Source organism: Thalassospira sp. A40-3 (assembly GCF_015871485.1).
Taxonomy (GTDB): Bacteria; Pseudomonadota; Alphaproteobacteria; order Rhodospirillales; family Thalassospiraceae; genus Thalassospira; species Thalassospira tepidiphila.
The window spans coordinates 3,243,536-3,256,389 of sequence record NZ_CP065428.1; the positions used below are offsets into that span (position 1 = coordinate 3,243,536).

General features: G+C 52.7%; 14 protein-coding genes. 2 read left to right on the forward strand and 12 right to left on the reverse strand.

All coding sequences use genetic code 11. The annotated features are described in order from the left end of the window. Positions 1-146: 146 nt before the first annotated feature. Positions 147-383: a hypothetical protein gene (locus IT893_RS14920; protein ID WP_197145676.1), complete on the forward strand. Its 237-nt coding sequence runs from the start codon at positions 147-149 to the stop codon at positions 381-383. Between the two features lie 54 nt (positions 384-437). Here the strand turns inward: IT893_RS14920 and IT893_RS14925 are convergent, their stop codons facing one another. The 4 genes from IT893_RS14925 to IT893_RS14940 all read right to left on the reverse strand — a co-directional run bounded on the left by IT893_RS14925 (position 438) and on the right by IT893_RS14940 (position 3,224). After that, positions 438-1,298 (reverse strand): transglutaminase family protein, encoded by an 861-nt coding sequence (locus IT893_RS14925; RefSeq protein WP_197145678.1) that lies wholly within the window; start codon positions 1,296-1,298, stop codon positions 438-440. 54 nt (positions 1,299-1,352) lie between these two features. Beyond that, entirely contained in the window at positions 1,353-2,156 is an 804-nt protein-coding gene (locus IT893_RS14930) for a transglutaminase family protein (RefSeq protein ID WP_197145680.1), read from the reverse strand. A gap of 55 nt (positions 2,157-2,211) precedes the next feature. Beyond that, positions 2,212-2,547 carry a hypothetical protein gene (locus tag IT893_RS14935; RefSeq protein WP_197145682.1) on the reverse strand — a complete coding sequence of 112 codons (336 nt, stop codon included), beginning with the start codon at positions 2,545-2,547 and terminating at the stop codon, positions 2,212-2,214. Between the two features lie 185 nt (positions 2,548-2,732). Continuing rightward, complete coding sequence (locus tag IT893_RS14940) at positions 2,733-3,224, reverse strand: hypothetical protein (RefSeq protein WP_252723972.1); 492 nt, start codon at positions 3,222-3,224, stop codon at positions 2,733-2,735. A 428-nt stretch (positions 3,225-3,652) separates the two neighbouring features. On the opposite strand from IT893_RS14940, the gene IT893_RS14945 reads away from it, so the two are divergent. Further along, a complete protein-coding gene (locus IT893_RS14945) occupies positions 3,653-3,928 on the forward strand; it encodes a hypothetical protein (protein ID WP_197145684.1) in 276 nt (91 codons plus the stop codon). A 181-nt stretch (positions 3,929-4,109) separates the two neighbouring features. Here the strand turns inward: IT893_RS14945 and IT893_RS14950 are convergent, their stop codons facing one another. The 8 genes from IT893_RS14950 to IT893_RS14985 form a co-directional block, all read right to left on the reverse strand. Next, the gene (locus IT893_RS14950; RefSeq protein ID WP_197145686.1) at positions 4,110-5,105 is read right to left on the reverse strand and encodes an ABC transporter permease; all 996 of its coding nucleotides are present in this window, start codon (positions 5,103-5,105) and stop codon (positions 4,110-4,112) included. 26 nt (positions 5,106-5,131) lie between these two features. Beyond that, a complete protein-coding gene (locus IT893_RS14955) occupies positions 5,132-5,872 on the reverse strand; it encodes an ATP-binding cassette domain-containing protein (protein WP_064779987.1) in 741 nt (246 codons plus the stop codon). Between the two features lie 64 nt (positions 5,873-5,936). Continuing rightward, positions 5,937-6,920: an ABC transporter permease gene (locus IT893_RS14960; RefSeq protein WP_064779640.1), complete on the reverse strand. Its 984-nt coding sequence runs from the start codon at positions 6,918-6,920 to the stop codon at positions 5,937-5,939. A 3-nt stretch (positions 6,921-6,923) separates the two neighbouring features. After that, complete coding sequence (locus IT893_RS14965; RefSeq protein ID WP_120224421.1) at positions 6,924-8,441, reverse strand: sugar ABC transporter ATP-binding protein; 1,518 nt, start codon at positions 8,439-8,441, stop codon at positions 6,924-6,926. 99 nt (positions 8,442-8,540) lie between these two features. Next, positions 8,541-9,488 carry a sugar-binding protein gene (locus tag IT893_RS14970; protein WP_197145688.1) on the reverse strand — a complete coding sequence of 316 codons (948 nt, stop codon included), beginning with the start codon at positions 9,486-9,488 and terminating at the stop codon, positions 8,541-8,543. Between the two features lie 134 nt (positions 9,489-9,622). Next, positions 9,623-10,627, reverse strand: coding sequence for a Gfo/Idh/MocA family protein (locus IT893_RS14975; protein WP_252723973.1), 1,005 nt, complete (start codon positions 10,625-10,627; stop codon positions 9,623-9,625). A gap of 84 nt (positions 10,628-10,711) precedes the next feature. Continuing rightward, on the reverse strand, positions 10,712-11,695 hold the full coding sequence (locus tag IT893_RS14980) for a substrate-binding domain-containing protein (protein ID WP_197145690.1): 984 nt from the start codon (positions 11,693-11,695) through the stop codon (positions 10,712-10,714). A gap of 48 nt (positions 11,696-11,743) precedes the next feature. After that, complete coding sequence (locus tag IT893_RS14985) at positions 11,744-12,724, reverse strand: NAD(P)-dependent oxidoreductase (protein WP_197145692.1); 981 nt, start codon at positions 12,722-12,724, stop codon at positions 11,744-11,746. Positions 12,725-12,854 lie beyond the last annotated feature (130 nt).

Below are 12,854 nucleotides of genomic sequence, written 5' to 3' on the forward strand. Positions count from 1 at the left end.
ATATCGGCACCCCTCATTGTCGCACGGATGTCAGCAACCCCTGTTAAGGCCAACCTGCCGATGCTGCGCCAGACCGAGGGGCGATAGGAAAAGCTGAACCTAAACCACGGCTTTGGGTGCCAAAGCGCACAGAAAAAGGGCGAACCATGAATTATTCTATGGATATCCAGGGATCTGCAGCGCTGTCGATTTGCGAGTCTACTCTAATATGCCTGGGCGATCTTGGAATTCTCAGCACGGAGGATATCGCCGGTATTCTTGAGGATGCGAGAGACGCACATAATCCTGAAACCGCAGGCACTTCATCCCAGACAGACCATCAGGCTGTCCACCGCCTGATCGACAGGATCATCAAGGGCGGGAATGCGCTGAAACTCAAATAGATCACGTTCGCTGGGTAGATTAGCAAAAACAAGTTTACTGAACTGGCGCGGGATTTAAGTGATGGATACGGCAACGTTCATGTCGATAAGTGCGCCCCTGCCCCCCGTGAACTCACCGGCAACCGGAACTGCCTGCGTCATTTCACGAACCACCGCCACCGAAATAAGATTGCCCGATCCCACACTGCGGTTTGTCGGATCAAAGGCAACCCAACCGGCACCAGGAAGAAAGACCTCCGCCCAGGCATGCGTTGAACCTGAGCCATCTGATCCTCTTAAGCTGCTATCTGTATTTACCAGATACCCGGACACAATTCTTGCCCCGAAACCAAGGCAACGCGCCGCTGCAACGAACAAAACAGCAAAATCGCGACACGATCCTTCTTGATTGTCCAGAGTTTCGAGCGGTGTTTGTGTGCCTTCGCTCTCCCGCCTTCGGTAGGTCGTGCGTTGCGATATCCCGAAGCTAATGTCCTTTAACAAAGACAGCGTGTCTGTCGGGCTACTGAAAATAAAACCATTCACCCAGTCTGATAACCGCCCGGTCGGGTCCGGGTAATGCTGTGCTGTCAAAGCACCGAGATCAATCCACTCATCATCTGAATATGAGAACGGAAAGGTGCATGCCGCAGCCGAGATTGTAAAAACCGGCCATTGTGATGCGGCCATCTCGATTTTGGACCGGCTTTCAATTTTGAGATAGTCGGTCTTGTCCTTGAAATTTGCTGTTGCGATCGCGTTGCCAGCAACATCATGAGTCCAGACCAACTCTGTCTCCGGGTCCATTGTGACCTCAAAGGACACCAAACGGGTATCGCGCGCCTCTCGTGGGCGGAGCATCAATCGATGCGGCCCAAGTAAAACCGGCCAGTGATAGCGGTAGATCGTTGAATGGACCAGATCAACAGACAGCATAAGGCGGCCCCGCTATCTCTTGAGCGGTTTTTTGGAACCCATCATGAAAAAGCATCACAATTCTTCCGTCCAAACGCGGAAGTCTCGCAAAATGCTTTCGCCAAAGGTTTGCAGCAATGGCACATCGGCCGCATCCCGTCCTCTGGCGATCAATACACGACCGACCCGCGGGGAATTGTTTCTGGGATCGAACACCCACCATCGGCCAGAGAGGTAAACCTCCATCCATGCGGCAAAATCGCCGCTCGGATGGGGCAAAGGTTCCCCGATATCACTGAGATATCCGGTGCAGTAACGCGCCGGAATATTCATGCAGCGACACAGTGCGATGGCAAGATGCGTGAAATCCCGGCAAACGCCGCGTCGCTCCTTAAGCGCCTCTGATGCTGTCCGCGTCGCACGTGCATCAAGATATCCAAACGTAATGTGATCGTAGACGAAATCACAAATCGCCTGGACTCTCTCCGAACCCGGCGGTGTGCGTTCAAAAAGTCGCCACGCTTCGTTTGACAGCAGGTCCGTATCGCAATAGCGGCTGCCAAGAAGGTAAATGATCGTATCAGACGGCAAATCCTCAACCGCATGCTGTTTGGCATCCCGGCATGGCTCATCCTCGGTCCCGTCGTCAAAGATAACGCCGTCTGATTGCAAGACGAATTTACCGACCGGCGCAGTCCAACGCGTACAGATGTTGCCAAACCCGTCGACATAACGTGTTTGCGCCAATTCCGGTACTGTCTGCAGGCGGTCGTCGCCCTCAAGATCATGAACGCGGGAGTGATGAACATTTAGCAGCGCGATCATTGGTGTGATTTGCTGCAATTGATACTGGAAATAATATCCGATGCTTAAACGCATTTAAGGTGTCCTGACCGAGTTGAGTGGGCCAAGGCAACAGCCGTGCAACGCACACTCATGACAATGAAAGCTTCGCAAGGGCCTCGGCTGCAAGGGCATGCTCGCGGTCGTGATAGTGCCCGCGAAAAACGCCATCCACACTGATTTCCCAGATGTTGTTCTTTTTGATCAATTGCACACGATCAACCCGACCGCCGCGCTCGATACGCTGTGCATAGGGTGCATGGACAAAGTCGACACCGCCCTGTTGCCTGACCGACGTGTTCTTGCTCAGCGCGGATTTGTCACGGGCTGTCAGGCCTTTCGCCTCAAGCAACATCACAGCGCGAATGAAATCTTCGGCATATTCGTCTGTTTCTTTGTGGTCATGCTCATGAGGCGCCCGCGACATCGGCACAACGAACCTGTCTTGCAGATGCTCAACAAATCGCGGATCACTTCGCGACATGTAGGCGATAAGCGATTGCAAAATCCGCTCATGGGCAAGAACCCGCCGCTCCAAGGATGTCGCCTCAGGCGGCAAAGGAGAAGTCTTCCTCTCGTCTGACACTATTTTTGTCTCCTTGGGTCTCGCAATTATGACAACTCCGGCTCAAGCGCTTTGACGCATGCCTGTGCAAGATCGCGGTTTGGAATTTCAGTGCCTGGCATCGTTGCCCAGCCGGCTTCCATCAGGGCTTCTCTTTGCTGATAACTTGACACCCCCCGGATCGTTTCGAGTTTTGCCGCACGATTTAAATCTGCGCTCGCCTTGGCAACACAAACAGGCACCAACGCGGCGATCACTTTGTCATCGGACATTGTCTCTGACATCTGACGCGCGTCACCGCCCGTCACCCAGCCGCCCCAGGTAAAGCCGACAACCGTTGCCAAAGCCGCACCGGAAACCGCACCAAGAACATAAGGCTTCAACCAATCGGGATAGTTCATAATCTTGTCCTCCAAAAGGTCAGATAAAGGGCTCAAATGTCTGGATTGTTTCGCGCAAAGAGGGCTTGATAAAACACCGCTCTTTGCTTTTCGAAGTACGCATAACGACGCGAACGAACATGTGTCGCGATTTTTCAAATGATTGGAAAATTGCGGATTGATACAGCGATCAAATCGGCGCCTGCCAGCAACCCGCAGGCAGAGACCGGCCTTGATGTTAATCCAAGCCGACCGGTTACGAGATGCGATCCAACATCACAGAACATTTAATGAAGACTACTCTTTTACACCGATTGTGTGCCTGCGGAGCTAACCTCGGTTAGTTTTGGCAAAATGGTCCGTCTGCAATTGGAAGAAACCAGTTCAGATGCGAGATCGATTTTGGCAAAGGTGAGCAGCCCCTCTATCTGCGCGCCAAATAGCGTCATGAAGGCTCAACTAATCCACATTAGCTCCGCTCCGCACAACTTGATCCATAATGTCAACCACATGGCATTTCACCAGGGCGGTTAAATCAGGCTCCTTGCCAAAGATCTAACACCGACATTTGCATGGATTGGTCTATCATGATGGAAAACTATCCAAACGGCCTCGACACACGATACGACAGGTTTCTGCAAACAAAAATCGGTGCAGGTTTGAACGGAACGCCTGTTACGACACTTTCGATGTTGGCCAGACTTGGACTGGATCCATGGCAAGTCGCGCGCGACGTCAGCGCAATGTCAAAAGAAACCGCTTGGGCAACACTTGAAAAGGTAATGATCAGTTTCGCAGACCTGACGCATTCACCGAAAAATCGTCAGAACATTGTGACAGGCTTGATCGCGTCCTTGCACTAAACGACATGAGCCGGTCCTACGGCACAAATTCTGTGACCGGCATGTTTTTCGAAGGCTGCGATATCAGACTGATTTTTGCGCGAAGATTGAGAGCGATGGAGCAGTGGTTACGTTTTGCAACCACTGCTCCACTGTTACATGCCACAAAAGCTAACATTTCTCTCAGAGTACTTTTGCAGGTCTATGACTTTCTCTGCCTGAAACGGTCAAACGCTACGGCAATTACTATGAACGACCCAACAAACGTTCCCTGCCAAAATGTACTTATACCAAGCAAAATAAGGCTGTTGCGGATCACTTCAATCAACAATGCACCGACCACGGCACCAAATGCAGTGCCTCCGCCACCTGCAAGATTGGCACCGCCAATGACAGCAGCGGCAATGACGGTCAACTCCATGGCCTGACCAAGATTGGTCGTAACCCCACCGAGCCAACCTACTTCCAGGACCCCGGTAATACCTGCCATCAGGGCTGAAAACATATAAACGCTGACTTTGATGCGCGCGACGGGAATGCCGGTCAGAACCGCTGCGTTTTCGTTACCGCCAATCGCGAATAAGTGCTGGCCCCAACGTAAATGCTTGAACGCGAACGCCGTCAGGCAAGCCAGAATCACCATGATGATCAACGGATGCGGAAGACCGAGGGTTGAGCCGCCCCCAAGCCAAAGCAAAAAGTCGTGATCCGGCCCGAACTCATAGATCATTTTGTTATCAGAAAGCACCATTGCCAGACTGCGCGCGACCGACAACATGCCAAGCGTCACCACGAATGGTGGCATTTTCGCATAGGCAATCAGCACGCCATTAACCGCGCCCACAAGCAGCGAGATGCCAAGTGCGGCAATACAGCCGAGCCAAAACGGCATTCCTGCGGACATGATGACGCTGACCGTCATCGCAGAGATCACCAGCGTAGAGCCAACAGAAAGGTCAATCCCGCCGGATGCAATAACCGCCGTCATGCCAAGCGCAATGATCCCGACAAACGCAAAATTGCGGGTGACATTGAACAGGTTGCGCTCTGTTGCGAAACTGTCGGTAAGGATCGTCAATGCGAGGCAGGCAAAAACAGCCGCCATAAACACCCAAAAAATCTGCTGGCTTGTGATCCGCGCGATCAGCCCATGATGCTGAGAACGATTGATGACTTCAGCAAGAGTCGGCGTTGCCATATTCATTGTTCCTTTTTTAGGTCCACTCATGCGTGCTCAATCGCGCCGGTAATCAGGCCCGTAATTTCTTCTGGCGAAGACTGCGATGCTTTTTTGTCTGCAACAAGCTCGCCCCGCCTTAGGACAACAACCTTGTCTGCGACCTCAAAGACATCGGGCATTCGGTGGCTGATCAGAACGACGGCGATACCCTGATCACTAAGCTGCCGGATAAGGTTGAGGACTTCCGCCACCTGCCGAACAGAGATCGCAGCGGTTGGCTCGTCCATCAAAACGATCTTGGCATCACTCAAAAGGGTTCGTGCGATTGCAACAGCCTGGCGCTGCCCGCCGGACATTTTGTGCACCAGATCACGGGGACGGGTTTCCGATTTCAATCGCGCAAACAGTTCGGCGGATTTGCTGCGCATGAAGGCATAATCCACAACCTTGATCGGCCCTATCCTGCGGGTCGGTTCACGCCCCAAGAACACGTTCGACGCTGCACTCAGATTGTTACAAATCGCCAGATCCTGATAAACGACCTCAATACCGGCTTTCTGTGCATCCAGCGGTTTGTTAAACGCCACTTTCTTATCGGAAATAAGGATATCGCCCGACGTCGGGGCAAAGTTCCCCGCAATCACCTTGACCAAGGTGGATTTCCCCGCACCGTTATCGCCCATAAGTCCGACAACTTCGCCCGGCGCAATGGCAAGTGACACGCTATCAAGCGCCTGTATGGCACCATAACGTTTGGATATGTTTTTAAGTTCAAGCACATTCATGAACACCCCCCATATCTGCTGATCAACCTAACGTGGCTAAAAGCAGACGGTTTTCTTTTGTAATTTATGGTTTTTGCAGCAAGCCCAGCGCCCTTTCGGTATTTTTTCTGGTGCGATACGCGGCAAATTGTTGATCTGCCAGAACACCCAGCAAAATCACAGCGCCCATCACTGCGAAATTCAGCGAAGATGGAATGCCCAGCAAATTCACCAGGTTCTGCAATTCCTGTAGCAACACGGCCCCAAGAACGATCCCGATGACGGAACCTTCGCCCCCGCGCAAAGAACATCCACCCAAAACAGCCGCCGCAATTGCATACAGCTCGTAAAAGTTACCGTGCGAAGACGGTTGGACTGACTTGGTGAACATTGCGAAATATATCGCCGCAATCGATGCGAGCACGGCACAGATCACATATGCCATCACCGTGACGAAACGGGTGTTTATCCCCGAAAAGCGTGCGGCTTCCTCGTTCTTGCCGACCGCGCAAAGGTGACGACCAAAAACTGTGTGATGCAAAACAACCCACATCACCGCCGCTACAATCAGCATCGCGACGAACGAGTGCGGGACGCCGAAGCTCCGCCCGATTGTAAGCCATTCAAGCTGAGGATAACTGGAACCAAAAGGAAAGCCTGCCGTAGATTCCGCTGTGTATCCACGTGCAATGCCGCGATAAATCAAAAGCCCGCACAAGGTAACGACAAATGGTTGCAGCCTAAATCGTGTAATCAGGATACCGTGCGCCAGCCCGATCAGAACACCAAGGCCAATGATGATCGCCACGGCCAATGGCCAGGGAACACCGAACTTACCGACCATGTCGACAAACAACACACCAAGCAGCGCGATCACCGATCCGACGGAAAGATCAATACCGCCGGTCATGATGACAAACCCTTGCCCAATGGCAAACAGGCCAAACAGGCCGATCAGATTTGCGGTATTGCCAAGGTTGATGGGCGACAGAAAAAGCGGGTTGCGCATATAAACAATTGCGCCAACCACGATAATCAGAATGCCAAGACCAATATCTTTTTTTTGCATTTCTCAGGCCTCTTCCAGCACTTTACCGACGGCAAGATTGAGTACATTGCTCTCGGAAAAGCGAAAGCGCGGCAATTCCCCAGTAATCAGCCCGTCTTTCATCACGACAATCCTGTCTGAAACCCCGATTACCTCTTCCATATCGCTCGATATCATCATCACCCCTACTCCGCGATCAGCCAGCGATCGCATCAATCCATAAATCTCGGCTTTTGCACCGACATCGATCCCCCGGGTCGGCTCATCGAAAATGATGACTTTGGGATCCATGGACAGCCACTTTGCCAGAACGACTTTTTGCTGGTTTCCACCAGACATTTCATTTGCAGCCCGGCGAACATCATGTGTCTTGATCGCCAACGCACTGCGCTGGGATTCCGCCACAGCGATCTGACGTTTCTGTGAAACAAGCCCGCGTGATGTGTATGCCGGCAAGTTGGCCATCGTGACATTTTCCAATGTCGGAAATTCAAGGATCAACCCGGCCCGCTTGCGGTCTTCCGGCACAAGATAAAGCCCTGCTGCGATGGCATCGGCCGGGCTATTGATCTCGGTCTGCCTGCCATCAATCAGAATTTTGCCGCCAAGCTTGTCACCAACACCAAAGATCGCCTCGGCCAGGTCTGTGCGCCCTGCCCCGATCAAGCCCGCAACGCCAAGGATCTCGCCTGCCATCACATCAAAGCTTGCCGTGCGATCAGGTTTGCTTTTGATCGCAAAGTTTTTGACGGAAAGAACGGGTTTGGTCGCAGGCACCGAAGGTGGCGTGTAAAGCGCCTTGAGCTCTCGTCCGATCATCATGCGGATCATCGCGTCATGCGTAACTGCCTGACGCTCAAGCACCCCGACATTATGGCCGTCGCGCAGGACAACCGCACGGTCGACACATTCCTCCACCTCGCTCAGGCGATGTGAAATATAGATGACGGCAATCCCTTGCGCCTTAAGGTCGGCAATGACCTTAAGCAGCAAATTGGTCTCAGAAAGTGTGAGACTTGATGTCGGCTCATCCATGATGACCAACCGCGCATTCATCGACAACGCCTTGGCGATTTCCAGCAACTGGCACTCCGCCAAGGACAATGTGGAAACCGGTGTTTCTGGCTTGAACGGCGCGCCAACCCGCTCGATCAGCGGCGCCGCCATTTTATTCATGGCTTTGCGATCCGTCAGCCGCAAAGGCCCACGCACCAGTTCCCGGCCAAGGAAGATGTTTGCGGAAACATCCATGTTATCGAAAACATTCAGTTCCTGATGGACGAACGCGATCCCTGCTTGTTGGGACTGTTTGACGTCAAAGGCGTCATACTGCTGTCCATCGAGAATAATTTTCCCGGATGTCGGGGCTATCAGCCCGCCGAGAATCTTCATCAGGGTCGATTTTCCGGCCCCGTTTTCACCAAGAAGTCCAACAACTTCGCCAGCTTTGATCTGCAATGAAACATCATTAAGGGCCACCACACCGGGATAAACCTTGGTGACACCTTCAAGTCGCAGATCAAGCCCATGCACTGCACTCATATATTCGGCTCCCCAATGTCCATTCGACATCGTTGGAAAGGTGCGAGCAGGCGCACTCGCAGATTTCACACGCCCGCTCGCTAGGCAGGGGGAAGAAAATTACCCGCCTATTCTTTCCTTAACGACCGCCTCGAACTCATCAACATTGGATTTGTCGATCACCTGGGTCGGCACGATGATCAAGCCATCTGCGGGCACCTTCGACATATCGCCCTCAAGATAATCCGCCATCAGGTGCATGCCCTGATAACCCCACTGGTACGGGTCCTGAACAACTGTGCCAGCAAAGCTGCCCTCGCGGACGGCGCCAAGCGTTACAGGGTCTTCATCAAAGGCAACAACCGTCACCTGCCCCAATTTGCCCGCAGCCTGCAATGCTTCGTAAATTTTCGGCGGGTTGTAGGAATAGAACCCGACCATGCAATCAATGTCGGGATTTGCCGCAAGCACGTCATCGACGTTTGATCGCGCACGCGCAAAATCAACATCATCACCACGCACATCGACAAGCTCGATACCGCTGCCTTCAACCGCCTGACGGAAACCGGCGATACGCTCAATCGCGTTGTCGGCGCCAAGGAACCCGACAAAGCCCATGCACTTTCCGCCGTTTGGCAGTGCTTTCACGGCAATCTCACCAGCTTGAACGCCAGCGGCAACGTTGGATGATCCAAGATAGGCGATGCGATCACTTTGCGGGGCATCACTGTCGGTGGTAAAGAGCGGCACCTGGGCCGCAATGCGATTGAACGCATCAATAGAGTTCTTTGGATCGGCCGACGAAATCATGATCGCATCCGTTCCCCCGGCGACCAAATCATCCATCAGCGCATTCTGAAGTGCTGCCGTTCCCTGTGCAGGATACCGGAACTGCAGCTCATATTCGGGGAGTTCTGCCTGTGCGGCTTCGACCCCTGCTTCTGCCAGTTTCCAAAAGTCCGAAGCAGCATTCACCACGAATGCAAGCTGCTGCTTTTCTTGTGCGAACGCCCCGCCGACCAGAACCATTGACAGGCCGAGGGTTGCGAATGTTGTTGCAAATTTCATGCGTTTAATCCTCCCGATTAACAATCCGCACGACTGTATTTATAAATTATCTGTGCGGCTCATAATTAATAATATCATTAATAATTTTGGATCAAGCGTTTTTCACCCCCGGTTGTGTAAGTTGATGGTTTTAATCACAGATTGGCCCAGGTTTTTTGCTCTTCGCTCGCAAAAACCGCGTCAAGAACACGCATGGAGGCAATCGAATCCTCGATGCCGTATGGCAAACCTCTTCCTGACAGAATGGCCTGCGCAAACATTTCCGCCTGTTCGGTATACTGATCACACGCAGGCACGATCTCGCAGCCAGCCAGACTGCCATCCAGGCTCTCGCCTGCATCGACAATCAGGGCGGTTTCTTTATCTGCCGGCGCATTGTAGGGGATCATGATTTCGGCCCGTGCCTTCGTGCCAAACACATTCAAGGTCTGATACGGACACAGTTGCGTCGAAACCATGAATGACAATTGCCGGCCGCCGCCAAAGTCCGCAACCACACTCGCCATCCGATCGGTTTTGAATGCGGGATCTCGATCGATCAGGGCCATGACGCGCACCGGCTCGTCTTCGAACAAAAACCGGCCCGCCGTGATCGGGTAGCATCCGATATCCATGATGGCACCACCGCCGGCCTCTGGCCTGTTGCGGATATTCTGGCCATCATCGTTAAAGTAACTGAATGCCGCCTGGATCGCCCTGACCTCACCAAGCTCGCCGCTTCTGACCATCTCGCGCACACGTATCCATTGCGGGTGGTAGCGCACCATAAAGGCCTCTGCGACCGACACATTTTTCGGACACGCACGTAGCCGTTCTGCATCGCGCGCATTCAACCCGATAGGCTTTTCACACAGCACATGCTTACCCGCCTGTGCCGCAGCCAGCGTCCAGTCGACATGCATGTGGTTTGGCAACGGGTTGTAAATCGCGTCGATTTCCGGATCAGCAATCAACGCCTCGTAGGACGCGTAAGACTTCTGAATTCCAAGGTCATTGGCCACCCTCGCCGATCGCCCTGCATTGCGCGATGCAATCCCCAGCACATTCGACGAGGGTGATTTTTTGATTGCCGGAATAACTTTCTCCACGCCGATATTGGCCGTCGAAAGAATGCCCCAGTTGATTTTTGTTTTTGTCACGTTGTCTTCCGCCCTGTGTAAGTCCGGATAAAAATCGAGCCGGATCTGATCAACAAATCCGGCCCAGTTCATCAAGGATTGGTATTAGTTATCCGCGCAAAAACCCGGATCCGATTGATTGCAAACATCCAGCCCCGTATAGAGTGGATCATCTACCTTTTTGCCATTGATAAGTTCGATCATCACATCAGGTGCCCGATACCCCATTTCAAACGGACGCTGACCGACCTGCGCATGACTACGTCCGTCGCGGAATGCCTGGGTTTGCGGAGGAAGTGTATCGCCCGCAATCAGGATCAGCTCCTTGGATTTCAGCCGGTCCATGACCTGATCTGTAACCTGGGCATAGGCTTGCGGTGCGAACTGTGCCCAGCCGCCAATCAGAATAAAGGCATCAAGATCGGGATTTGCCGTGAAGGTGTCGGCCATCTGCTGGTTGGCAAGATCGACCTGATCATTGGTAAAGAGTGGACACCCTTCAATTTCCGTCCAGCCATTGCTGTTCGCAAGGCGCTCCGTGCCCTTAGCCCCTGAAATCGTGTCGCGGAAGCCAGAAGCACGCGCGTTGATATTGTCCGCCGCAACGTTCCCCAACTGCAAACATACCGCTCCCCCATCCGGCTTAAGCATCATGGCTTCTTCGGCCATTTTGACACCCATCAGATAGTTGTCAGTCCCCAGATAGGTCGCACGCAAGTCGCGATCTTTTTCAAGGAAATCGGCATCAATCGTCATCACCGGAACATTCGGGTTGATCTGACGAATTCGGTTTGCCATCGCCGGCGCATTTGACGGCGAAATTGCGATTGCGGCAACACCGCGGGTCAACAGATCATCGACGATCTGAACTTCACCAGCCTCATCAGCACTGGATGCAGGCCCAGTGTACAAACACTCATATTCAGAGTCCATGTTCTCCGACATCCACTTCTGACAACCCAGATTGATTTGCTCGAAGAACGGGTTATCCAAGCCTTTCACCACAATGGCCAATGTCTTTTTCCCATCGGCATTTGCAGCGCCAACACCTGTCGCAAGAATGAGCGCAGATGTGAGAGTTAGTAACATTTTATGTTTCACGTTTAGCTCTCCCTAGTTGGTCTGGCCCGGAATTGATTACCCCGGATACCAGATTTTCCGAGGATCGCTCGGGCTTCTTTCATATGCCCAGGCCCGCTCGATCATCTCCTCGAAATCTACTTGCGGCCGCCAACCTAGTGCGTGCCGTGCCTTGGTGTTATCAAGCCAGTTGCTGTGAAACGGTGTGGGGATTTCCACGGGTTCCATATCGCGCGTTCGCACCAGGTAATCTGCGACCTGCGCGTAATCGACCGGCTCATCCATAGAGATATTGAAAAGCTCCTGCAGCGCAGCAGGGTGATCGAGGGCCGCCATCAACGCAGCGACCAGATCATCGACATGCACAAAGTTACGCTTAAGAGCTGCGCCCTTTTTATCACGCATCAACGGCACAAAACTGCCCTCGGCAAGGCGCGCAGCCTTTTCCGCGCTTATCAAGTCGCCCCAGACCGGACCACCAAACTGGTCCGGACCAAACGAAAGCGCATATTTGAAATCATCTTTTTCCATGATCCAGGGCGCACGCAAAACGGTACCATTCAGGCCATACTGGATCTGATATTGTTCGATCATCACCTCTTCAAGCACCTTGGTCAGCGCATAACAGCCGCTATAAGCCTGCCGCGGGGAGGTTTCTGTGATTGGTGCCGGATAATCCTTGAAAATGTGCCCAACAGAGCAATCGCCACCTATCAGAATGAACTGCTTAAGCGTCGATGACTGGCGCGCGGCTTCCAGAAGCAGGAACATCCCCTTGATTGCAACATCAATGACCAGATCGGGGCTTTCTTTCACCGCCGCCATATGAAGAACGTGGGTGACCCCCTCCATCGCGTACGCAACAGCTTCAGGGTCGGACAGAGACCCCGTAATGACCTCTACCCGTTCACCAGCTTCGATCTTGCGGTTATGACACAGCGCCACGACCTTGGCCGGTGCATACCTAGGGTTATCAAGAAATGCCGCCAAAAATGCCTTACCGACCTTACCGGTTGCACCGGTAATCAAAATTTTCATTAATTATCCTCCCTATTGAATTAATAATATTAATTAATAATATGGAGTCAAGTGACCTCAGGATAGAATGCCGATATAAATTCAACTGGAAGAATGATTACTAATTATGCCGCAGGCGCGGCAGACGGCT

Excerpts from the sequence above, each read along its gene's own strand:
- IT893_RS14920 (WP_197145676.1), top strand. The coding sequence starts at position 147 with ATGAATTATTCTATGGATATCCAGGGATCTGCAGCGCTGTCGATTTGC.
- IT893_RS14985 (WP_197145692.1), bottom strand. The coding sequence starts at position 12,724 with ATGAAAATTTTGATTACCGGTGCAACCGGTAAGGTCGGTAAGGCATTT.
- IT893_RS14935 (WP_197145682.1), bottom strand. The coding sequence starts at position 2,547 with ATGTCGCGGGCGCCTCATGAGCATGACCACAAAGAAACAGACGAATAT.
- IT893_RS14925 (WP_197145678.1), bottom strand. The coding sequence starts at position 1,298 with ATGCTGTCTGTTGATCTGGTCCATTCAACGATCTACCGCTATCACTGG.
- IT893_RS14950 (WP_197145686.1), bottom strand. The coding sequence starts at position 5,105 with ATGGCAACGCCGACTCTTGCTGAAGTCATCAATCGTTCTCAGCATCAT.
- IT893_RS14980 (WP_197145690.1), bottom strand. The coding sequence starts at position 11,695 with ATGTTACTAACTCTCACATCTGCGCTCATTCTTGCGACAGGTGTTGGC.
- IT893_RS14955 (WP_064779987.1), bottom strand. The coding sequence starts at position 5,872 with ATGAATGTGCTTGAACTTAAAAACATATCCAAACGTTATGGTGCCATA.
- IT893_RS14965 (WP_120224421.1), bottom strand. The coding sequence starts at position 8,441 with ATGAGTGCAGTGCATGGGCTTGATCTGCGACTTGAAGGTGTCACCAAG.
- IT893_RS14945 (WP_197145684.1), top strand. The coding sequence starts at position 3,653 with ATGATGGAAAACTATCCAAACGGCCTCGACACACGATACGACAGGTTT.
- IT893_RS14970 (WP_197145688.1), bottom strand. The coding sequence starts at position 9,488 with ATGAAATTTGCAACAACATTCGCAACCCTCGGCCTGTCAATGGTTCTG.
- IT893_RS14960 (WP_064779640.1), bottom strand. The coding sequence starts at position 6,920 with ATGCAAAAAAAAGATATTGGTCTTGGCATTCTGATTATCGTGGTTGGC.
- IT893_RS14930 (WP_197145680.1), bottom strand. The coding sequence starts at position 2,156 with ATGCGTTTAAGCATCGGATATTATTTCCAGTATCAATTGCAGCAAATC.